Annotated in this window: 19 protein-coding genes and 1 pseudogene; 17 read left to right on the top strand and 3 right to left on the bottom strand. The window is 61.8% G+C overall.

The features are described from left to right. Window positions 1–7: 7 nt before the first annotated feature. The 11 genes from rlmN (at window position 8) to AB4Z20_RS15645 (ending at window position 11,486) form a co-directional block, all read left to right on the top strand. Entirely contained in the window at window positions 8–1,156 is a 1,149-nt protein-coding gene (gene rlmN / locus AB4Z20_RS15695; RefSeq protein ID WP_003198007.1) for a 23S rRNA (adenine(2503)-C(2))-methyltransferase RlmN, read from the top strand. Between the two features lie 12 nt (window positions 1,157–1,168). After that, window positions 1,169–1,927 (top strand): type IV pilus biogenesis/stability protein PilW, encoded by a 759-nt coding sequence (pilW, locus tag AB4Z20_RS15690; protein ID WP_063322851.1) that lies wholly within the window; start codon window positions 1,169–1,171, stop codon window positions 1,925–1,927. Continuing rightward, entirely contained in the window at window positions 1,927–2,937 is a 1,011-nt protein-coding gene (locus tag AB4Z20_RS15685; protein ID WP_258690402.1) for a RodZ domain-containing protein, read from the top strand. Before pilW ends, AB4Z20_RS15685 begins: the two co-directional genes overlap by 1 nt. A 3-nt stretch (window positions 2,938–2,940) precedes the next feature. Further along, window positions 2,941–4,050, top strand: a complete 1,110-nt coding sequence (gene ispG, locus AB4Z20_RS15680) for a flavodoxin-dependent (E)-4-hydroxy-3-methylbut-2-enyl-diphosphate synthase (RefSeq protein ID WP_018607678.1) — start codon at window positions 2,941–2,943, stop codon at window positions 4,048–4,050. Between the two features lie 22 nt (window positions 4,051–4,072). Next, window positions 4,073–5,362 (top strand): histidine--tRNA ligase, encoded by a 1,290-nt coding sequence (hisS, locus tag AB4Z20_RS15675; RefSeq protein WP_320389944.1) that lies wholly within the window; start codon window positions 4,073–4,075, stop codon window positions 5,360–5,362. A 40-nt stretch (window positions 5,363–5,402) separates the two neighbouring features. Beyond that, the gene (locus tag AB4Z20_RS15670) at window positions 5,403–6,044 is read left to right on the top strand and encodes a YfgM family protein (protein ID WP_253471743.1); all 642 of its coding nucleotides are present in this window, start codon (window positions 5,403–5,405) and stop codon (window positions 6,042–6,044) included. Continuing rightward, window positions 6,037–7,188: an outer membrane protein assembly factor BamB gene (bamB, locus tag AB4Z20_RS15665; protein WP_214511317.1), complete on the top strand. Its 1,152-nt coding sequence runs from the start codon at window positions 6,037–6,039 to the stop codon at window positions 7,186–7,188. Before AB4Z20_RS15670 ends, bamB begins: the two co-directional genes overlap by 8 nt. 133 nt (window positions 7,189–7,321) lie before the next feature. Continuing rightward, entirely contained in the window at window positions 7,322–8,794 is a 1,473-nt protein-coding gene (gene der / locus AB4Z20_RS15660) for a ribosome biogenesis GTPase Der (RefSeq protein WP_053178266.1), read from the top strand. Between the two features lie 279 nt (window positions 8,795–9,073). After that, window positions 9,074–10,222, top strand: a complete 1,149-nt coding sequence (locus tag AB4Z20_RS15655) for a pyridoxal phosphate-dependent aminotransferase (protein WP_253471746.1) — start codon at window positions 9,074–9,076, stop codon at window positions 10,220–10,222. Next, window positions 10,210–11,001: an amidohydrolase gene (locus AB4Z20_RS15650; RefSeq protein WP_253471748.1), complete on the top strand. Its 792-nt coding sequence runs from the start codon at window positions 10,210–10,212 to the stop codon at window positions 10,999–11,001. The genes AB4Z20_RS15655 and AB4Z20_RS15650 overlap by 13 nt, the downstream gene beginning before the upstream one ends. Window positions 11,002–11,069: 68 nt before the next feature. Further along, window positions 11,070–11,486, top strand: coding sequence for a hypothetical protein (locus AB4Z20_RS15645; RefSeq protein ID WP_253471750.1), 417 nt, complete (start codon window positions 11,070–11,072; stop codon window positions 11,484–11,486). A 185-nt stretch (window positions 11,487–11,671) separates the two neighbouring features. On the opposite strand, the gene leuA is transcribed toward AB4Z20_RS15645, so the two are convergent. From leuA to xseA, 3 genes are all read right to left on the bottom strand, one after another. Then, window positions 11,672–13,351, bottom strand: coding sequence for a 2-isopropylmalate synthase (gene leuA, locus AB4Z20_RS15640; RefSeq protein ID WP_024616419.1), 1,680 nt, complete (start codon window positions 13,349–13,351; stop codon window positions 11,672–11,674). A gap of 440 nt (window positions 13,352–13,791) precedes the next feature. After that, window positions 13,792–14,613: a peptidoglycan DD-metalloendopeptidase family protein gene (locus tag AB4Z20_RS15635; RefSeq protein WP_320389948.1), complete on the bottom strand. Its 822-nt coding sequence runs from the start codon at window positions 14,611–14,613 to the stop codon at window positions 13,792–13,794. Between the two features lie 3 nt (window positions 14,614–14,616). After that, window positions 14,617–15,996: an exodeoxyribonuclease VII large subunit gene (gene xseA / locus AB4Z20_RS15630; RefSeq protein WP_024616421.1), complete on the bottom strand. Its 1,380-nt coding sequence runs from the start codon at window positions 15,994–15,996 to the stop codon at window positions 14,617–14,619. Window positions 15,997–16,214: 218 nt separating this feature from the next. On the opposite strand from xseA, the gene AB4Z20_RS15625 reads away from it, so the two are divergent. From AB4Z20_RS15625 to AB4Z20_RS15600, 6 genes and pseudogenes are all read left to right on the top strand, one after another. After that, on the top strand, window positions 16,215–16,982 hold the full coding sequence (locus AB4Z20_RS15625) for a sulfite exporter TauE/SafE family protein (protein ID WP_320389949.1): 768 nt from the start codon (window positions 16,215–16,217) through the stop codon (window positions 16,980–16,982). A 70-nt stretch (window positions 16,983–17,052) separates the two neighbouring features. Next, window positions 17,053–17,601, top strand: coding sequence for a sugar ABC transporter ATPase (locus tag AB4Z20_RS15620; protein WP_214511323.1), 549 nt, complete (start codon window positions 17,053–17,055; stop codon window positions 17,599–17,601). A gap of 253 nt (window positions 17,602–17,854) precedes the next feature. After that, window positions 17,855–19,324: an IMP dehydrogenase gene (guaB, locus tag AB4Z20_RS15615; RefSeq protein WP_024616424.1), complete on the top strand. Its 1,470-nt coding sequence runs from the start codon at window positions 17,855–17,857 to the stop codon at window positions 19,322–19,324. 79 nt (window positions 19,325–19,403) lie between these two features. Beyond that, entirely contained in the window at window positions 19,404–20,981 is a 1,578-nt protein-coding gene (gene guaA, locus AB4Z20_RS15610; RefSeq protein ID WP_003198041.1) for a glutamine-hydrolyzing GMP synthase, read from the top strand. A 215-nt stretch (window positions 20,982–21,196) separates the two neighbouring features. Next, window positions 21,197–21,754: a hypothetical protein gene (locus AB4Z20_RS15605; protein WP_214511324.1), complete on the top strand. Its 558-nt coding sequence runs from the start codon at window positions 21,197–21,199 to the stop codon at window positions 21,752–21,754. A 90-nt stretch (window positions 21,755–21,844) separates the two neighbouring features. Beyond that, a pseudogene (locus tag AB4Z20_RS15600) lies at window positions 21,845–22,306 on the top strand (SDR family NAD(P)-dependent oxidoreductase); the annotation flags it as partial. Window positions 22,307–22,413 lie beyond the last annotated feature (107 nt).

The following is a 22,413-nucleotide window of genomic DNA, read 5'->3' as shown; positions in this document are numbered from 1 at the left end:
TGAATCCATGACTACATCGACTGTTAAAACCAATCTGCTGGGGCTGACCCAGCCGGAAATGGAGAAATTCTTCGACTCGATCGGGGAGAAGCGTTTCCGTGCCGGTCAGGTGATGAAATGGATTCACCACTTTGGCGTCGACGACTTCGACGCCATGACGAATGTCGGCAAGGCCCTGCGCGAAAAGCTCAAGGCTGTTGCCGAAATTCGCGGCCCCGAAGTGGTCAGCCAGGACATTTCCAGCGACGGCACCCGTAAGTGGGTGGTGCGCGTGGCGTCCGGCAGCTGCGTCGAGACCGTCTACATTCCCCAGGGCAAACGCGGCACCTTGTGCGTTTCGTCCCAGGCAGGCTGTGCCCTGGATTGCAGTTTCTGCTCCACCGGCAAGCAAGGCTTCAATAGCAACCTCACCGCCGCCGAAGTGATCGGCCAGGTGTGGATTGCCAACAAATCCTTTGGCAGCGTCCCGGCGACCGTCGACCGTGCCATCACCAACGTGGTGATGATGGGCATGGGTGAGCCGCTGCTGAACTTCGACAACGTCGTTTCCGCCATGCACCTGATGATGGACGACCTGGGCTACGGCATCTCCAAGCGCCGCGTGACCCTGTCCACCTCCGGCGTGGTGCCGATGATCGATGAGCTGGCCAAGCACATCGACGTCTCCCTGGCGTTGTCGCTGCACGCACCCAATGACGCATTGCGTAACCAATTGGTGCCGATCAACAAGAAGTATCCGCTTAAGATGCTGCTCGAGTCGTGCCAGCGCTACATGTCGTCCCTGGGCGAAAAGCGCGTGCTGACCATCGAGTACACGCTGCTCAAGGATGTGAACGACAAGGTCGAACACGCGGTCGAGATGATCGAGCTGCTCAAGAACATCCCGTGCAAGATCAACTTGATCCCGTTCAACCCGTTCCCGCATTCCGGTTACGAGCGTCCGAGCAACAACGCGATTCGTCGCTTCCAGGATCAGCTTCACCACGCTGGCTTCAACGTCACCGTGCGCACCACCCGCGGCGAAGACATCGACGCTGCCTGTGGCCAATTGGTAGGACAGGTACTGGATCGTACCCGTCGCAGCGAACGCTACATTGCCGTGCGTGAGTTGAACGCTGCGGACGATGCGGTGCAAAACGCTGCGAACAGTCACTAAGAGAGGAACTCTATGTCCCTGCGCTTCGCGCTCGTCTTGCTGTTGGCCGGCCTTTGTTCCGGTTGTGTCCTGTCGGGTGACTACAACCCGATGAGGACCAGCAAAGGGCGCGACGAGGCACGTGTGGCCTACGTGCAGCTGGGCATTGGCTACCTGCAGCAGGGCATGACCGAACGGGCCAAGGTGCCGCTCAAGAAAGCCCTGGAACTGGACGATTCCGACCCGGATGCCAACGCGGCCCTGGCCCTGGTGTTCCAGGCCGAGATGGAGCCGGAGCTGGCCGACCAGCATTTTCGCAAGGCGCTGTCTGCCCGCCCGCAAGACGCACGGATCCTGAACAACTACGGCAGCTTTCTTTTCGAGCAGAAACGCTACAAGGACGCCTACGAGCGCTTTGAGCAGGCCGCCGCCGACACCCTTTACCCTGAGCGTTCGCGGGTTTTCGAAAACCTCGGCATGACGGCCGCACAGCTGGGCCAGCGTGATCTGGCCCGCCAGCAGCTGGAAAAGGCGCTGCGGCTCAACCGCCAGCAACCGCGGGCGCTGCTGGAAATGGCTGAGTTGTCCTACGAAGACAGGCATTATGTGCCCGCGCGTGACTACTACGAGCGTTTTAGCCTGCTGAGTGAGCAAAATGCACGTAGTCTATTGCTCGGCGTTCGGCTGGCACATGTGTTTGAAGATCGCGACAAGGCTGCAAGCTACGGCCTGCAACTCAAAAGACTCTATCCCGGTACGCCGGAATATCAGCAATACCTGTCGGAGCAATGATGAAAGCGGCGCATCCCGAAGTTGTAGCAGCGACTCGCGTAAATCCTGGTGAGACCCTGCGTCAAGCCCGCGAAAGCAATGGTTGGTCGCTGGCCGAAGTGGCCCTCAAGCTCAATCTCACCGTGGCTTCCCTGGGCAATCTGGAAGCGGGCGCGTTCGACAAGCTGCCTGGACATACCTTTGCCCGGGGCTATATCCGCGCCTATGCCAAGTTGCTCGGCATGGACCAGACCGTGCTGGTCCAGCAATTCGATCAATACACCGGTTCCGATGCCCAGGGCAGCAGCGTGCACAGCCTGGGTCGCATCGAGGAGCCGGTTCGCGTTTCCCACACCATTTTGCGAATCGTCAGCCTGTTGCTGCTGATCGCGGTGATTGGTGGCGGTTTTGTCTGGTGGCAGGACCAGGCGTCCTTGCGCAGCAAGGAGCCGGTCGCCATGAACCCTGAGCACGTAGAAGTCGAAGGCGCCGACGGCACCACCCAGATCCATCCGCTGGACGAGCCGGAAGACCAGGCTGTCGTCGAAGGCCAGGCCGAGGGCGAAACCGCCCTGGCGTTGCCACAGGGCCAGGACGCCGATGCCGAAGCGGGTGCCGAGCCGGCTGCTCCAGCCCCTGCGCCAGCTGCACCAACTGCGCCGGCTGCACCGATTGCCACGGCACCTGCCGTACCGAGCACGCCGGCACCGACCGCGGCTGCGCCTGCGACCCACGCCGCGCCAGTTGTTCCGGCAGCTCCGGCGGCCCCGACCGCGGCTCCAGCGGCAGGTGAAGGCCAGGTACAGATTCAGTTTGTCGCCGACTGCTGGACGCAAGTCACCGACGGCAACGGCAAGGTGCTGTTCAGTGGCCTCAAGCGCAAGGGCGACAGCACCGCCATCAACGGCAAGCCGCCATTTGCCGTGCGCCTGGGTTATGCCCGTGGCGCGCAGGTCAGCTACAACGGCCAGCCGGTCGACATCGCTCCGTTCACCAGTGGCGAGACCGCTCGCCTGAAGTTGGGTCAATAAGTCATGCACGGCGAATCTCCAATCAAGCGTCGCGAATCCCGAAAAATCTGGGTCGGCAACGTGCCCGTGGGCGGCGATGCGCCTATCGCTGTGCAGAGCATGACCAACAGCGACACCAATGACGTGGCCGCCACGGTCGCCCAGATCAACCGCCTGGAAGCCGCCGGTGTCGACATCGTGCGCGTATCGGTGCCGGACATGGACGCCGCCGAGGCGTTCGGCAAGATCAAGCAACTGGTCAAGGTCCCCTTGGTGGCCGACATCCACTTCGACTACCGCATCGCCCTGCGCGTGGCCGAGTTGGGCGTCGATTGCCTGCGCATCAACCCGGGCAACATCGGTCGCGAAGACCGTGTCCGTGCCGTGGTGGATGCTGCCCGCGACCGGGGCATCCCGATCCGCATCGGCGTGAACGCCGGTTCCCTGGAAAAAGACCTGCAAAAGAAATACGGCGAACCGACCCCGGCGGCGCTGGTGGAGTCGGCCCTGCGCCACGTCGAGCACCTCGAGCGCCTGAATTTCCAGGACTTCAAGGTCAGCGTGAAGGCGTCCGACGTGTTCATGGCCGTCGCAGCCTACCGCCTGCTGGCCAAGGAAATCGTCCAGCCGCTGCACCTGGGCATCACTGAAGCCGGTGGGTTGCGTTCGGGCACGGTGAAATCCGCCGTCGGCCTCGGTATGCTGCTCGCCGAAGGGATTGGCGATACCATCCGCATCTCGTTGGCGGCTGACCCGGTCGAGGAAGTGAAAGTCGGCTACGACATTCTCAAGTCCCTGCACCTGCGTTCCCGTGGCATCAACTTCATCGCCTGCCCGAGCTGCTCGCGGCAGAACTTCGATGTGGTCAAGACCATGAACGAACTGGAAGGGCGCCTCGAAGACCTGCTGGTGCCGCTGGATGTCGCGGTGATCGGTTGCGTGGTCAACGGGCCGGGCGAAGCCAAGGAGGCCCACATCGGCCTGACTGGCGGTACACCGAACCTGATTTACATCGACGGCAAGCCGTCGCAGAAACTGACGAATGACAATCTGGTGGATGAGCTGGAACGGCTGATTCGCCAGAAAGCGGCCGAAAAGGTCGAAGCCGACGCAGCGGTCATCGCGCGCGGTTAAGTCGAAAGATTAAGGAATACACGTGAGCAAGTCCCTGCAAGCCATTCGTGGCATGAACGACATCCTGCCCGAGCAGACGCCCCTGTGGCGCTATTTCGAGGGCACTGTGGCGCGCCTGCTGGATAACTACGGCTATCGGCAGATCCGCATGCCGATCGTCGAGTTCACCGAGCTGTTCAAGCGCTCCATCGGTGAAGTGACCGACATCGTCGAAAAAGAGATGTACACCTTCGACGACCGCAACGGCGACTCCCTGACCCTGCGCCCCGAAGGCACGGCGGCCTGCGTGCGTGCGGTGCTCGAACACGGCATCACCGGCGGCGGCCAGGTGCAGAAGCTCTGGTACATCGGCCCGATGTTCCGTCACGAGCGTCCGCAGAAAGGCCGTTATCGCCAGTTCCACCAGATCGGTTGCGAGGTGTTCAACCTCGATGGCCCGGACATCGATGCTGAACTGATCGTGCTGACCTGGCGCCTGTGGGGCGAGCTGGGCATCCGTGATGCGGTCAAGCTTGAGCTCAACAGCCTGGGCACCAGCGAGTCCCGTGGCCGCTACCGTGTGGCATTGGTGGAGTTTCTTGGCGCCCATCTGGACAAGCTGGACGAAGACAGCCAGCGTCGGTTGAAGACCAACCCTCTGCGGGTACTGGACACCAAGAACCCGGACACCCAGGCCGTACTGGTGGATGCGCCAAAAATGGCCGACTACCTGGACGAAGAGTCCCGTGTGCACTTCGAGGGCCTCAAGGCTCGCCTGGACGCCGCCGGCATTCCGTACGTGATCAACCCCAAGTTGGTCCGTGGCCTGGACTACTACAGCAAGACCGTCTTCGAGTGGGTCACCGACAAGCTCGGCGCCCAGGGCACCGTGTGTGCCGGTGGCCGCTACGACGGGCTGGTAGAGCAGATGGGCGGCAAGCCAACGTCCGGCGTGGGCTTTGCCATGGGCATCGAGCGCCTGGTGCTGATGCTTGAAGCCTTGGACAAGGTTCCCGAAGAACTGTCCCGTCAGGTCGACGTCTACCTGTGCGCCTTCGGTGAGGCTGCCGAACTGGCGGCCCTGACGTTGAGCGAGCGGATCCGCGACCAGTTGCCCAACCTGCGCCTGCAGATCAACGCCGGTGCTGGCAGCTTCAAGAGCCAATTCAAGAAGGCCGACAAGAGCGGTGCGCTGTACGCACTGATCCTCGGTGACGACGAACTGGCCCAACAAGTGGTAGGTTTCAAACCCCTGCGTGGCCAGGGCGAACAACAAAGCATTGCCTGGGATGCGCTTGCTGCACACCTGGCCACCTGCGTCGTGCAGGGTTGAAGCTGTCAAACAGCCGATTTAGCGATTAAGGAGTATTGGGGTGTCGAGTACCGAAGATGAACAGCTGGCGGATTTGAAGGACTGGTGGACGCGCAACGGCAAGCCGCTGGTCACTGGCGGCCTGTTGGCGCTGGTCATCGTGTTCGGCTGGCAGGCCTACCAAAAATACCAGAGCAACCAGTCGCAAGGCGCCTCGGTGCTCTACCAGCAATTGCTGGAAACCACCCTGACGCCGGACGGCAAGCCTGACGCGGCCCGCGTGGCGGACCTGGCCGGCAAGCTGGACAAGGAATTTGCTGGCACCGCCTACGCCCAATACGGTCGCCTGTTCGTGGCCAAGGTGGCGGTGGACAGCGGCAAGCTGGACGACGCGGCCACCGAGCTCAAAGGTATCGTCGACAAACCTGCCAACCCGACCCTGGGTGAAGTGGCGCGTCAGCGCCTGGCGCAGGTGCTGGCGGCACAGAACAAGACCGAAGACGCCTTGAAGCTGCTCGACGGTGATGCCGACAAGGCGTTCCTGGCGACCCGCGAAGAACTCAAGGGCGACCTGCTGGTACAACTGGGCCGTGCCGATGAGGCCCATGCGGCCTACCAAAAAGCCAAGGCTGCGCTGTCGGATGAAGCCGCAGTCGGTGGCCTGCAAATCAAGCTGGACGACCTGGCCAAAGGGGATGCGTGACGTGATCCGTTGGAAACATGCAGCATTGCTGGCTCTGGCCATTCTGGCCGCGGGTTGCAGCAGCAACAGCAAGAAAGAACTGCCTCCGGCCGAACTGACCGACTTCAAAGAAGAAGTCGTGCTGCAGAAGCAATGGAGCCGTTCCATCGGCGATGGCCAGGGCGAAACCTACAACATGCTGGTGCCGGCCATTGACGGCGACACCATCTATGCAGGTGATGTCACGGGCGTCGTGATGGCGATGGACCGTACCAACGGTGACGTCAAATGGAAGAAAGATCTTGAGCTGCCTGTTTCCGGCGCCGTTGGCGTGGGTTACGGCCTGGTCATGATCGGCACGCTCAAGGGTGAGATTGTCGCCCTGGACGCGAGCAATGGTGAAGAGAAATGGCGCGCCCGCGTGACCAGTGAAGTGCTCGCACCGCCGGCCACCAACGGTGACGTGGTGGTGGTCCAGACCCAGGACGACCGTCTGATCGGCCTGGATGCCGCTACTGGCAACCAACGCTGGTTGTACGACAGCACCCCGGCGGTACTGACCCTGCGCGGTACCAGCGCGCCGATCGTCACCAACCGCCTGGCGGTGGCTGGCTTGTCGACCGGTAAAGTGGTGGCCCTGGATATTTCCAACGGCGTGCCGGTCTGGGAACAGCGCGTCGCGATCCCGCAAGGTCGTTCCGAGCTGGAGCGTGTGGTCGACATCGACGGCGGCTTGCTGCTGTCTGGCGGCACACTGTACGTCGCCAGCTACCAAGGCCGCGTTGCAGCATTGGACCTGGAAAGCGGTCGTCCGCTGTGGCAGCGCGATGCGTCCAGCTACGCCGGTGTCGCCCAAGGCTTTGGCAGCGTCTACGTGAGCCTGTCCTCGGGCACCGTCGAAGGCGTTGACGAGCGTTCCACCACCGCCTTGTGGAGCAACGACTCCCTGGCCCGCCGTCAACTGTCGGCCCCGGAAGTGTTCTCCAGCTACGTCGCAGTGGGTGACCTGGAAGGTTACCTGCACCTGCTCAGCCAGGTGGACGGTCGTTTCGTCGGCCGTGAGCGCATCGACAGCGACGGCCTGCGTGCCCGTCCGCTGGTGGTGGGCAACATGATCTATGTGTATGGCAACAGCGGCAAACTGGAAGCCCTGACCATCAAGTAAGACTATGCTTGGGGCTAATCCCCCAAGCGGCCTTGTTCACAAGGTTTGCAGGGCTTGCACAGACTGCCCCGAGCACCAGCCGCTGCCTCGCAGCGGCTTTTGTATTTTCTGAAATAACGAAGTGGAGAGCCGCATGGTTCCCGTAATCGCCCTGGTGGGCCGACCGAACGTCGGCAAGTCCACCTTGTTCAACCGCCTGACCAGGACTCGCGACGCCATTGTCGGCGACTTGTCCGGTCTGACCCGTGATCGCCAATACGGTGAGGCCAAGTGGCAAGGGCGTACCTATATTCTGGTCGACACCGGCGGCATCTCCGGTGATGAACACGGCATGGACGAAAAAATGGCCGAGCAGTCGTTGCTCGCCATTGAAGAAGCCGATGTGGTGCTGTTCCTGGTAGACGCCAAGGCCGGTTTTACCGCCGCCGACCAGATGATCGCCGAGCATTTGCGCAAGCGTAACAAGCGTTCCTACGTGGTCGCCAACAAGGTCGACAACATCGACCCGGACATGGCCCGCGCCGAATTCGCACCGTTGGGCATGGGCCAGGCGATCCCGATCGCCGGTGCCCACGGTCGTGGCATCACCCAGATGCTGGAAATCGCCCTGGCTGATTTCCCCAAGGACGACGCAGAAGAACCGGAAGACGGCGAGGAAGAGATCGTTGCCGAAGGCGAGGAAGCCAAGCGCATTCCGGGTCCAAGCGAAAAAGACGGGATCAAGATCGCGATCATCGGCCGCCCGAACGTGGGCAAGTCGACGCTGGTCAACCGCATGCTCGGCGAAGACCGGGTCATCGTCTACGACCAGCCCGGCACCACCCGCGACAGCATCTACATTCCCTTCGAGCGTAACGAAGAGAAGTACACGCTGATCGACACCGCCGGTGTGCGCAAGCGCGGCAAGATCCACGAAGAAGTTGAAAAGTTCTCTGTGGTCAAGACCCTGCAGGCGATCAAAGACGCCAACGTGGTGATCTTCGTGATGGACGCCCGCGAAGGCGTGGTCGATCACGACCTGAACCTGCTGGGCTTCGCCCTGGAAGCTGGTCGTGCGCTGGTCATCGCGATCAACAAGTGGGACGGCATGACGCCGAGCGAACGGGACTTTGTGAAGATCGAATTGCAGCGTCGCCTGTTCTTCGTCGACTTCGCCGACATCCACTTCATCTCGGCTCTGCACGGCACGGGCGTGGGCAACCTCTACGCTTCGGTGCAGAACTCGTTCAAGTCGGCGGTGACCCGCTGGCCGACCAACCGCCTCACCCAGATCCTCGAAGATGCGGTCGGCGAGCACGCGCCACCGATGGTCAACAACCGTCGGATCAAGCTGCGCTACGCCCACTTGGGCGGTGCCAACCCGCCGATTATCGTGATCCACGGTAACCAGATCGAGAAGGTGCCCAAGTCGTACGTTCGTTACCTGGAGAACACCTACCGTCGCGTCCTGAAGCTGGTCGGCACGCCGATCCGCATCGAGTTCAAGGGCGGCGAGAACCCGTACGAAGGCAACAAGAACACGCTCACCGACCGCCAGGTCAACAAGAAGCGCCGCTTGATGTCGCACCACAAGAAGGCCGACAAGAAGCGCCGCGACAAGCGCTGATCCAGTCTTCTCTCAGGACCGCTTTTGTGGCGAGGGAGCTTGCTCCCGCTGGGCTGCGCAGCAGCCCCAAAGATGTACCTGCCACCGCAGTGCATCAGATGAAACCCAGGGGCTGCTTCGCAGCCCAGCGGGAGCAAGCTCCCTCGCCACAGAGTTTTCCTGCGATTCGGTGACAAGAAAAGGGTGCCCTTGGTGGCACCCTTTTTCATGCCCGGCGATTGGGCTATCCTCGAGCTCTCCCGCGCCGCACCAGAGCCGGGTGCAGAGCAGGGACACTCCATGATCACCAGCAAGTTGCCGAATGTCGGCATCACTATTTTCACCCAGATGTCCCAGCTCGCCGCGCAGACGGGCGCGCTGAACCTGTCCCAGGGATTTCCCGATTTCGATGGCCCGCAGGCCTTGCGCGATGCGGTCGGCCGACACATTGCCCAAGGCCATAACCAGTATTCGCCCATGACCGGCCTGCCGGCGCTGCGCCAGCAGATCGCAGCCAAAATCGCCCGCAGCTATGGCGCCAGTGTCGATGCCGATCAGGAAGTCACCGTGACCCCTGGTGCGACCCAGGCGATTTTCTGTGCCATCGCGGCGGTGGTCCACAGCGGCGACGAAGTGATCGTCTTCGATCCCAGCTACGACAGCTATGAGCCTGCCGTGCAATTGGCCGGTGGACATTGCGTGCACGTGCCACTGGGTCTGGACGACTTCGCCATCGACTTCGAGAAGCTCGGCGAAGCCCTGAGCCCGCGTACGCGCATGATCATTCTCAACTCGCCGCACAACCCCAGCGGCGCCCTGATCAGCCGCGCCGAACTGGATCAGTTGGCGACGCTGATTCGTGACCGTGACATCTACCTGGTCAGTGACGAGGTCTACGAACACCTGGTGTTCGACGGCGTCGCCCACGCCAGTGTCCTGGCCCATGAAGAGCTGTACCGCCGGGCCTTCGTGGTCAGTTCGTTCGGCAAGACCTACCACGTCACTGGCTGGAAAACCGGCTACGTGGTGGCGCCAGCGGCCCTGACGGCGGAACTGCGCAAGGTGCACCAGTACGTCAGCTTCTGCGGCGTGACGCCGTTGCAGTACGCCCTGGCTGATTACATGGCCGAGCATCCGGAACACGTCGATGAACTGCCGGACTTCTACCAGGCCAAGCGCGACCTGTTCTGCGATCTGCTGGCGCCGTCGCGGTTCAGCTTCAAGCGCGTGACCGGTACTTATTTCCAGTTGGTGGACTATTCGCAGATTCGCCCGGACCTGAATGACGTCGACATGGCGGTGTGGATGACCCGCGAGCATGGCGTGGCGACGATTCCGATCTCGGTGTTCTACCAGCATCCACCACAAGGCCAGCGCCTGGTGCGCCTGTGCTTTGCCAAACGCGAGGAGACGCTGCGCGAAGCGGCGGAAAAACTATGCGTGATCTGAGCACGTTGCCGGACCTCGACATTGCCCTGGTCCAGACCACCCTGGCCTGGCACGACCGTCGGGCCAACCTGGAACATTTCGACGCGCTGCTGGAGCAGGCGCGCGGGGCTGACCTGATCATCCTGCCAGAGATGTTCACCACAGGATTTTCCATGGAATCCGAGACCCTGGCGGAGCCGGAGAACGGCCCGACGCGCCAATGGCTCAAGGCCCAGGCGGCGAAGCTGGGCGCGGTGATTACCGGCAGTGTGATCATCCAGGCCGCGGACGGCAGCCATCGCAATCGCCTGCTCTGGGCGCGGCCGGATGGAGAAGTGCTGCATTACGACAAGCGCCATCTGTTTCGCATGGCGGGGGAGCACAACCACTACACCCCGGGTGAGCGACAGGTGCTGTTCGAGCTCAAGGGCTGGCGGATTCGTCCGCTGATTTGCTACGACCTGCGCTTCCCGGTCTGGAGCCGCGACGCCGAGGACACCGACCTGCTGCTGTACACCGCCAACTGGCCCGGGGCGCGGCGTCTGCACTGGAACCGGCTGTTGCCGGCCCGGGCGATCGAGAACCTGTGCTACGTGGCGGCGGTAAACCGTGTTGGCACCGACGGCAAGGGCTTCGCCTATACCGGTGACAGCCAGGTATTGGATTTCCAGGGCGAGAGCTTGCTCAGCGCCGGCGAAGCGGATGGTGTGTTCAAGGTGTGCTTGAACGCAGCGGACCTGGCGGCGTATCGCACGCGGTTTCCGGCGAACCTGGATGCCGATTCGTTCGAATTCATCTAACTGAAACGTTTCAACCCTTCAGGAACGGTGTTGCGTGCCGATAACCGGTCAGCCAAGGAGAAGTCCCTATGACCAGTATCAGCGCAACCACCGTCAACCCTTATCCATTGTCAGCCCCTAAAGTCTCCATCCGCGGCGCGGAAGAAGAGAAAGCGGTCAGTCCAGTGGCATCGACTGACAGCAGCGAAGACAAGGACAAGAAACTGGAAGTCGACACTAGCGGCGCAAACGTCGCCGGTGCGGGTGCCGAGGCGGGTGGCGACATCATCGAACAGCTGAAGAAGCAGATCGAACAGGCCGAGAAACTACTGGCCCAGCAGCAAGCGCAACTGGCCCGCGTGCAGAAGAGCCAGGCCAGCGAAGAGCAGAAAGCCCAGCAGGCCATGGCCCTCCAGACCCAGATCATGGGCACCCAGGCAATGCTGCAAACCCTGCGGGCGTCGCTGTTGCAGGCGATGACCATCTCGATCGATACCCATGCCTGATATTTGGGTTGCCTGACAGGCCGCTATCGCGAGCAAGCTCGCTCCCATAGGGGGCAGCGCCGCTATCCAAATGTGGGAGCGAGCTTGCTCGCGATGAGGCCCTACCAGACCACGCAAAACCATCAGCCAAACAAAAAGGCCCCAGGGTTCACACCCCAGGGCCTTTTTGCATTTCAGCCGAACGATCAGGCCGCTTTGGCTTCCGGCTGGCTCAGGGAGCGGTTCAGTGCACTGAACAGCGCCTTGAAGCTGGCGGTGGTGATGTTTTCATCGATGCCAACGCCGTGCACCGCACGCTCGCCGTTGACCCGCAGTTCGATGTACGCCGCCGCCTTGGCATTGGTGCCAGCGCCAATGGCGTGTTCGTTGTAGTCCATGATCTCCACCGGAATTGGCAGGCCGGCCACCAGCGCTTCCAGCGCGCCGTTGCCCTTGCCGCGCCAGTGCAGGTTGGTCTCGCCCTGGCCCTTGCTCGCCACTTCCACTTCCACGGCGCTGTTGCCGTTTTCTTCCTGCAGGCGATGGCTGACCAGCGCGTACGGAGTGTTGGCTTGCAGGTATTCACGCTGCAGCAAGGCGTGGATCTGCTGGGCAGTCATTTCCAGGCCCAGGCGATCGGTTTCGCGCTGTACCACCTGGCTGAATTCGATCTGCATGCGACGCGGCAGGCTGATGCCGTATTCCTGCTCCAGCAGGTAGGCGATGCCGCCCTTGCCCGACTGGCTGTTGACGCGAATCACCGCCTCGTAGCTGCGGCCAATGTCGGCCGGGTCGATCGGCAGGTATGGCACTTCCCACAGACCGTCCGATTTCTGCTGGGCGAAGCCCTTGCGGATGGCGTCCTGGTGCGAGCCGGAGAACGCGGTGTGGACCAGGTCGCCAACGTACGGATGACGCGGGTGCACCGGGATCTGGTTGCATTCCTCGACCACTTTGCGCACGCCGTCGATGTCGGAGAAGTCCAGCCCGGGGTTGATGCCCTGGGTGTAGAGGTTCAGCGCCACGGTTACCAGGTCGACGTTACCGGTGCGTTCGCCGTTGCCGAACAGGCAGCCTTCGACACGGTCGGCGCCGGCCATCAGGCCCAGCTCTGTAGCGGCCACGCCGGTGCCACGGTCGTTGTGGGTGTGCAGGCTGATCAGCACGCTGTCACGACGGGTGATGTTGCGGTGGAACCACTCGATCTGGTCGGCGTAGATGTTCGGCGTGGCGACTTCCACGGTGGCCGGCAGGTTGAGGATCACCTTGCGCTCTGGCGTCGGGTTCCAGACTTCGATCACTGCGTCGCAGACTTCCTTGGCGAATTCCAGCTCAGTGGCGCTGAAAGTCTCTGGCGAATACTCGAACTGCCACTGGGTTTCCGGCTGCTGCGCGGCGTATTTGACGAACAACTTGGCCGCGTTCACCGCGATTTCCTTCACGCCTTCCTTGTCCTGGTTGAACACGATGCGGCGGAACGACGGGCAGGTGGCGTTGTACAGGTGGACGATGGCCTTTTTTGCGCCGCGCAGGGATTCGAATGTGCGCGCGATCAGGTCTTCACGGGCCTGGGTCAGCACCTGGATGGTGGTGTCGTCCGGGATGTGGCCTTCTTCGATGAGGGTACGCACGAAGTCGAAGTCGGTTTGCGAAGCGGCTGGGAACGATGCTTCGATTTCCTTCACGCCCACCGCGACGAGGGTTTTCCAGAAGCGCAGCTTCTTGACCGCGTCCATCGGCTCGATCAGCGACTGGTTGCCGTCGCGCAGGTCGGAGCTGCACCAGATCGGCGCGGCGGTGATGGTCTTCGACGGCCAGGTGCGGTCCGGCAGGTTGATGGTCGGGAAAGCACGGTATTTGGAAGACGGGTCTTTGAGCATGCTCATGGGGAAATCCTTATTGTCGTGGCCGGAAAAAGGCGGCCTGCCGGTGGTTCGATGGGGGTGGCTTCACAGCCGGGACGAGGTGCCGCGATTCAGCCCGGCAGTCGTGCGCTGACGAGGCACAGGCTGCGGTGCTGGCGAAGCTGAATGAGGGTGTGAGAGGTTTTCATGCCTTCAACCCTAACCGCGTGGGGAGAGGATCGCAAGCAGTCGGAAAAAATTGAGAGAAGTTCTGCTTTTTGGTTGGTTTGCGAGATTTAATCGCGCATGTGTCAGGTATGAATGGCAGAAATTGCGTCGATGTTTTGAGCTTGGCAATTCGCGGGAGGGTGGTGATGCGGCTGCCGTCATCGCGAGCAAGCTCGCTCCCACAGGGGGCAGCGCCGCTATCCAAATGTGGGAGCGAGCTTGCTCGCGATGAGGCCAGTAGCGTCTCTATCCATTCAAGGCTGGAAAGCCCCGATGAAAATCGCCGGATCCACCCGCGCATCGTTCAGGCTGATGTTCCAGTGCATATGCGGCCCGGTCGCCCGGCCGGTGGCGCCGACCTTGCCCACCACGGTGCCCCGGGCGAGTTGCTGGCCGACCTTCACGTCGATTTTCGACATGTGGCAGAACATGCTGATGAAGCCCTGGCCATGGTCGACGAACACGGTGTTGCCATTGAAGAAGTAATTACCGGTGAGGATCACCTTGCCGGCGGCCGGAGTCTTGATCGGCGTGCCGGCGGGCACGGCGAAGTCCAGGCCGGCGTGGGGGTTGCGTTCTTCGCCGTTGAAGAAGCGGCGCACGCCGAACTTGCTCGACAGCGGGCCGTTGACCGGTTTGTCCAGCAACAGGTTGCTGGGGATGTTCGGGCTGAAGCTGCGGTAGGCCTTCAATTGCACCGCCAGTTCGGCGTCGATGCGCTTGAGGTCCGCCGGGTTCGGGTTGACCTGGCGTTTGTTCGCCAGGGTGATGTGTTGCTCGGGGTACTTCTTGTAGCCGACCACGAACGGCTGGGTGCCGCCGCCACTGCTGATCTGCTGGGTACCGGGCTGCACCGTCAGCGGGATGCCGACAATCGCCAGCCAGTTGTCCTGTTCCTTGACCACCAGCACCGGCTTGCCCTGGTAACTGGCTTTCGGTGTCTTGGCGGCGCTGCCCAGGTCCACCACGGCCACGCCGCCGGGCACCGGTTTGTTCAGCAGGCGGGTGATGTAACTGTCGGCGTGGGCGTTGAAGGCCAGGCACAGCAAGAGCAAGGGGGCGAGATATCGCGGCATGAATCAATCCAGTAAAGAAAGGGTGACCGGCGTCAGGTGATTGTCTTCGACCCGCACCAGCAATTCGCCTTCGCCGAGCTTGGCGGTCAGGCGCTGGCCGGTCTGGGTTTGCCCGGCACTGCGGATCGCCTGGCCGCGTTCGTCGAGCAAAATGCTGTAGCCGCGGCCGAGGGTCGCCAGGGGGCTGACGATGTGCAGCGTCTGCATCTGGTTGTGCAATTGCACGCGGCGGGTTTTCAGGCCTTCGCGCATGGCCCGGGGCAGGCGTTCGGCCAGGCTGTCCAGGCGCTGGCGCAGCAAGGCCAGTTGCCGGCCCGGATGTTGCCCGGCCAGGCGGGTTTCCAGGCGGATCAGGCGTTCGCGGCGGGTATTGAGGCTGCGTTCGAACGCCCGGCGCATGCGCATGTCCAGGTCGTCGAGGCGCTGGGCTTGCTGGCGCAGGCGTTCGCCGGGGTGGCGCAGGCGTCGGGTGAGGCCTTCGAGGCGCAGTTGATCGCGCATCAGCCGGTCACGCATGCGCATCACCAGCCGGCGATGCAGGCTTTCGACCCGACGTACCAGGTCGCCGGCATCCGGGGCCAGCAGTTCGGCGGCGGCGGACGGGGTCGGGGCGCGCACGTCGGCGACGAAATCGCTGATGGACACGTCGGTTTCATGGCCCACGGCGCTGACGATCGGCGTGACGCAGGCATCCACCGCCCGGGCCACGGCTTCTTCGTTGAAGCACCACAAATCTTCCAGCGAACCGCCGCCCCGGGCCAGGATCAGCGCATCGAAACCACGGGCGTCGGCCAGCTTCAGGGCGCGGACGATTTGCGCGGTGGCTTCGCGACCTTGCACGGCGGTGGGGATCAGCGTCAGGGCGATCTGCGGCGCGCGGCGGCGGAACACGCTGATGATGTCGCGGATCACCGCGCCCGTGGGCGAACTGATAATGCCGATGCGTTGCGGATGGGCCGGCAACGGCACCTTGCGCTCGGCACTGAACAGGCCTTCGGCACTGAGTTTTTCCTTCAAGGCATCGAAGGCCAGGCGCAGCGCGCCATCGCCGGCCGGCTCGACGGTGTCGAGGATCAGCTGATAATCGCCACGGCCTTCGAACAGCGAGACCTTGCCGCGCACTTTCACCGCCAGCCCGTCCTTCAAGGCCTGGCGCACCCGCGCGGCATTCTGCCGGAACAGCGCGCAACGCACCTGGGCGCCACTGTCCTTGAGGGTGAAGTACACATGGCCGGAGGCCGGGCGGGCGAGGTTGGAGATTTCGCCCTCGACCCAGATGTTGCTGAACACGTCTTCAAGCAACACCCGCGCACGGCCGTTGAGCTGGCTGACAGTCAGGACCTCGCGGTCCAGGCCCAGTCGGGCAAAGGGATCTTTAATCATGGGCGGCATGATAAGGGGATTCGCCGATGGTGTGCAGACAATTAGACCGGGTTGCCTGCATCGCGAGCAAGCTCGCACACAGGAGATCTATGTCGCACCGAAGATCAAATGTGGGAGCGAGCTTGCTCGCGATAGCGATAGGCCAATCACCACAAATGCTGGAAGTAATCCCCCGGATCTGGCTAAAGTCCCCGCTCTCCTCAGCAAGGAAGTGCCGGATGAATCTTCTCCCGTGGTTGGGTCAGTGGGCATTTGCCCCCACGCAATGGCTGGTGATCGGCTCGGCCATTGCCCTGGCCTACATCGTCTTCGGCATTGCTGGGTTCGGCACGGCGCTGGTGGCCGCGCCCATCCTGCTGTTGTTCATGCCGCTGTCGAAAATCGTCCCGCTACTGGTCTTGCTCGATTTCGTCGCGGCCTTCGGCAACTTGCTGCCCTCGCGCCGAGATGTGTCCCGGCCGGAGCTGCTGCGGTTGTTGCCGTGCATGGCGCTGGGCTGCACCCTCGGGGTGGTTTTCCTGCTCAACCTCAAGTCCGACCTGTTGCTGCTGCTGATGGGTGTGTTCATCAGTTGCTATGCGATCTATAGCCTGCTGATCAAGACCCGGCCGACACAGTTGTCAGCGCGGTGGGCGGTTCCGATGGGCACGGTGGGTGGGATGTTCGGCGCGTTGTTTGGCAGTGGCGGCTTTTTATATGCCATCTACCTGAACAGTCGCTTGCCCAAGGACGCGGCCCGAGCCACGCAAAGTGCCCTGATCAGTTGCAGCACCGTGGTGCGCCTGAGCCTGTTTATCGTGGCCGGGGTCTATGCCGAGCTACCCTTGTTGGTACTGGCGCTGTGTTTGTTGCCGGCCATGGCGCTGGGGTTGTGGGTAGGGCGTCGCTTGACCATGAAGATGTCGCGAGAGGCATTCGTGCGGCTGGTCACCTGGCTGGTGCTTGCCAGCGGCCTCGCGTTGATCGGGCGCTACCTGAGTGCTTGACCTGGCCCCGCCAGGGATTAAGCTGCCGGCCTTCGATCAGACCCTGCCAGGGAAACAGCCAGGCCTCGCCATGAACTCGCAAAGTATCATCGTTCCGAAAATTTCCACCCTGCCGGTCCACGAGCCTCGGGCCCGGGCGATCGTGCGCTGGCTGGTGCGCAAGAATATCGTCGAAGAACAACTGACCACCTGCGGGCGCACCGGCAATCGCATGGCCCACGCCATCGCCCCCGGTGCCCGTGAGGTGGTCTTGCATCCCGAAGCCTTGCCGTTCGGTGAGGCGATCAATGGCCTGGAGATCATCACCAAGCGCTGCATCTATACACCGGCCAAGGGCTTTCTCGAAGAGGCCGGTTGCGCCGAGTGCCGCAAGGAAGTCGGCGAAGCGCTGTTCGAAAGTCTGGAAGACTGGATGCCGGCGCGCACCGACAACTTCACTTGCCCTGAATGCGCTCATGAAGACGACATCAACGGCTTCCTGTTCCTGCAGCCCTGCGGCTTTTCCAACCTGGGGTTCATCTTCAACAATTGGCTGGAGGCGGGGTTCAAGCAGGACTTTCTCGATGAATTCGCCGATTGGCTCGACCAACCGGTGAGTTGGGTGAAGGTGGAGTTGTAGCGTGAGGAAATAGGCAATCCCTGTGGCGAGGGAGCTTGCTCCCGCTGGGCTGCGAAGCGGCCCCAAGATGTTTGCGGTCGCTGCGCAACCGAGCGGGAGCAAGCTCCCTCGCCACGGGTTCGGTGTATGGCCGGAGTGCAATTATTAGCCCCGTCAATCAGCCCGGCAATAATAGACAGAGTTTTACATTGAGCCAGACGGGGTCCATGAGTATAATGGCGCGCTTCCATTTTCCCGCTCGGGAGCCCCCGCGATGCTGCGTATCAGCCAAGAAGCTCTGACCTTCGACGACATTCTCCTAGTGCCCGGTTATTCCGAAGTACTGCCTAACGAAGTCAGTCTCAAAACCCGTCTCACCCGTGGCATCGAACTGAATATCCCTCTGGTTTCCGCCGCCATGGACACCGTGACCGAAGCCCGTCTGGCCATTGCCATGGCCCAGGAAGGTGGTATCGGTATCATCCACAAGAACATGACCATCGAACAGCAGGCCGCCGAAGTGCGCAAGGTCAAGCGGTTCGAGGCTGGCGTGGTCAAGGATCCGATCACCATCGAGGCTGACGCCACGGTCCGGGATCTGTTCGAACTGACTCGCATGCACAACATCTCCGGCGTTCCGGTGCTGCACGATGGCGACCTGGTCGGCATCGTCACCTCCCGCGACGTGCGTTTCGAGAACCGCCTGGATGCCACCGTCCGCCAAGTGATGACGCCTAAAGAGCGCCTGGTCACGGTCAAGGAAGGCACCAACAAGGACGAAGTCCGCGAGTTGCTGCACAAGCACCGCATCGAGCGCGTGCTGATCGTCGACGACAAATTCGCCCTCAAGGGCATGATGACCGTCAACGACATCGAAAAAGCCAAGGCCTACCCGCTGGCCAGCAAGGACGACCAAGGTCGTCTGCGCGTCGGCGCTGCGGTCGGCACCGGCAAGGACACCGGTGACCGTGTCGCCGCCCTGGTCAGTGCCGGTGTTGACGTGGTGGTGGTCGACACCGCCCACGGCCACTCCAAAGGCGTGATCGACCGCGTTCGCTGGGTCAAGCAGAACTTCCCTGAAGTGCAGGTGATCGGCGGCAACATCGCCACCGGCGCTGCGGCCAAGGCCCTGGCCGAAGCCGGCGCCGACGCGGTCAAGGTCGGTATCGGCCCTGGCTCGATCTGCACCACCCGTATCGTTGCCGGTGTCGGCGTGCCGCAGATCAGCGCCATCGCCAACGTCGCCGCCGCCCTTGAAGGCACCGGCGTGCCGTTGATCGCCGACGGCGGTATCCGTTTCTCCGGTGACCTGTCCAAGGCCATCGTAGCCGGTGCCTCCTGCGTGATGATGGGTTCGATGTTTGCCGGTACCGAAGAAGCACCAGGCGAGATCGAGCTGTTCCAGGGCCGTAGCTACAAGGCTTATCGGGGCATGGGTTCGCTGGGCGCCATGTCCCAGGCCCAGGGCTCTTCCGACCGTTACTTCCAGGACTCCTCCGCGGGTGCCGAGAAGCTGGTGCCGGAAGGCATCGAAGGTCGCGTGCCGTACAAAGGCACCCTGAGCGCCATCATCCATCAACTGATGGGCGGCCTGCGTTCTTCCATGGGCTACACCGGCAGCGCCAACATCGAAGAGATGCGCACCAAGCCTGAATTCGTGCGTATCACCGGCGCTGGCATGGCCGAGTCCCATGTCCACGACGTGCAGATCACCAAGGAAGCGCCGAACTACCGCGTAGGTTAAGGCCTTCAGCAAAACGTTAATCACCGGGGCTGTTCATTCAGCCCCGAGTTGTTTCTGATTCACTACATGAGAATGAGTCATGGCCCTCGACATTCACGCTCACCGCATCCTGATCCTCGACTTCGGTTCCCAGTACACCCAGCTGATCGCCCGCCGCGTGCGTGAAATCGGTGTGTACTGCGAATTGCATCCGTTCGACATGGATGATGAAGCGATTCGCGAATTCGCGCCTAAAGGCGTCATCCTCGCCGGCGGCCCCGAGTCCGTGCACGAAGCCGACAGCCCGCGCTGCCCGCAAGCCGTGTTCGACCTGGGCGTGCCCGTCTTCGGTATCTGCTACGGCATGCAGACCATGGCTGAACAGCTGGGCGGCAAGGTCGAAGGTTCGGACCTGCGTGAGTTCGGTTATGCCCGCGTTGACGTAGTCGGCAAGAGCCGTCTGTTGGACGGTATCGAGGATCACGTCGACGCCGACGGCCTGTTCGGCCTGGACGTGTGGATGAGCCACGGTGACAAGGTCACCAGGATGCCGGAAGACTTCCACATCCTGGCCAGCACCCCGAGCTGCCCGATTGCCGGCATGTTCAACGATGATCGCCGTTACTACGGCGTGCAGTTCCACCCTGAAGTGACCCACACCAAGCAGGGCGGTCGCATCCTGTCGCGCTTCATCCTCGACATCTGCGAGTGTGAAGCCCTGTGGACCCCGTCGAAAATCGCTGAAGACGCCATTGCCCAAGTCCGTGCTCAAGTCGGTACTGACAACGTGCTGCTGGGCCTGTCCGGCGGTGTGGACTCCTCGGTGGTTGCCGCGTTGCTGCACAAGGCCATCGGCGACCAACTGACCTGCGTCTTCGTCGACAACGGCCTGCTGCGCCTGCACGAAGGCGAGCAAGTGATGGCCATGTTCGCCGAGAACATGGGCGTCAAGGTGATCCGCGCCAACGCCGAAGAGCAGTTCCTGAACAACCTGGCCGGCGAGTCCGACCCGGAGAAGAAGCGCAAGATCATCGGCCGTACCTTCATCGACGTGTTCGATGCCCAGTCCAACAAGCTGGACAACATCAAGTACCTGGCCCAGGGCACCATCTACCCCGACGTGATCGAGTCGGCCGGCGCCAAGAGCGGCAAGGCCCACGTGATCAAGTCCCACCACAACGTCGGTGGCCTGCCGGAAGAGATGAACCTCAAGCTGGTCGAGCCGCTGCGCGAACTGTTCAAGGACGAAGTGCGTCGCCTGGGTCTTGAGCTGGGCCTGCCGTACGACATGGTCTACCGTCACCCATTCCCGGGCCCGGGCCTGGGCGTGCGGATCCTCGGTGAAGTGAAGAAGGAATACGCCGACCTGCTGCGTCGCGCCGACCACATCTTCATCGAAGAACTGCGCAAGGCCGACTGGTACCACAAGGTCAGCCAGGCGTTCGTGGTGTTCCAACCGGTGAAATCGGTGGGCGTGGTTGGCGATGGCCGTCGTTACGCCTGGGTCGTGGCCCTGCGTGCCGTGGAAACCATCGACTTCATGACCGCGCGCTGGGCACACCTGCCGTACGAACTGCTGGAAACCGTTTCCGGGCGCATCATCAACGAAATCGAAGGCATCTCCCGCGTCACTTATGACGTGTCGAGCAAGCCGCCGGCGACGATTGAGTGGGAGTGAGGTTGACTCTCAACTATTTGATTTTATTGTAAAAAATAAGAACGGATAGTGATGTTCACTACAGCATCAATGGCGTTTTCAATGGCGCACATCGTACGTATGTGAGAGCGCTACATCGATACCATGTCCCGGATAAGGAGTGCCGACATGGTATCGAGAACGCTGCTCTGCAAATGGCTCTATACAGGCCTTCTTCTAGACGGTTCAGGGATCGAATGAAAACTTCTTTGGCGTTTCCATTAGCAATCACTTTCGCGCTTGTCATGACCGGCTGCAGCAGCCGTCAGGCGGGTGACCTTACTTCAGAGCCGGTCGTTCCACTGGCCATGAATGACCATCAAGCCAGCGTGACTTTCCGCACCATAGGCGGCGAGGGTGATCGTCCTGTCAGTTACACGTACGAGGATGCCAATACTGGACTTGTGAGTGCGGGTGAGCGGGTTTATGACTCTGCTTACTTCAAGCGCATACCGGCTTATCTGAAGAAAATCGCCGGTGGTACTGACAGCATCAGTAAGCTGGTCGAGTCGGATAAAACGGTGTACGTGAAAGGCGAGGTCAAGGACAAACCGTTTACCTTTAACGGTATTCCCATGCCGACGCCGTTTGACAAGGAGCAACCTGTTGCGCAGCAATTTACGCCGCAAGCCAAGAAGAATTACCTGGTTGAAACCGTGATCGCCGACACTTGGGTCATGACCGTGTACGAAGTCTCCGCAACGGGTGAACGCAAAACCATTGGTGTTCCAAAAAAAGATGCCGGCGCAAACTGACCGTGCAGGGATCTTTATGATCGTTATGTTCGAGTTGGAATGATGGCGCGGCCGGCGCTGACCGGTAGCCACTAGCGAGAAACACCCTGAAGCCCGCTTGCCCTCGGCGAGATCACCGCTGAGCACATCGACGAAATCTTCGAGACCAATGTGAAGGGCTTGATCTTCACGGTGCAGAAGGCCCCGCCGCTGATGGGCGAGGGCGGTTCGATCATCCTGACCGGATCCAGTGCGGGCACCACAGGCGCCCCGGCATTCAGCGTCTACAGCGCGAGCAAGGCGGCAGTGCGCAACCTCGCGCGGACTTGGGCAGAGGACCTGAAGGGCAGCGGCATCCGAGTGAACGTGCTGTCGCCCGGGCCGACGGCGACCGAACTGGCGAAGGCGGCGCTGGGTGAGGAAGGCATGAAGGTCTTCGCCTCGATGAATCCGCTCCAGCGCATGGCCGATCCGGCGGAGATCGGAGCAGTGGCCGCCTTTCTCGCATCGCCGGACAGCAGCTTCATGACCGCCAGCGAGGTCGCCGCCGACGGTGGCCTGGCGCAAATCTGACTCGTTACGCCCCATTCGATAGGTCGGAGCCTGTAAGACGTGGTAACCCATTTGGTGTGTGCAAGTGATGGGACTTGAAAGGCCCGCGTCATTGCCAGCCAAACACA

This window comes from Pseudomonas sp. KB_12 (genome assembly GCF_052114545.1).
In the GTDB taxonomy this organism is placed as follows: domain Bacteria; phylum Pseudomonadota; class Gammaproteobacteria; order Pseudomonadales; family Pseudomonadaceae; genus Aquipseudomonas; species Aquipseudomonas brassicacearum.
Note: the sequence above shows the minus strand (reverse complement) of the source record. Positions and strands in the feature narration are given on the sequence as shown.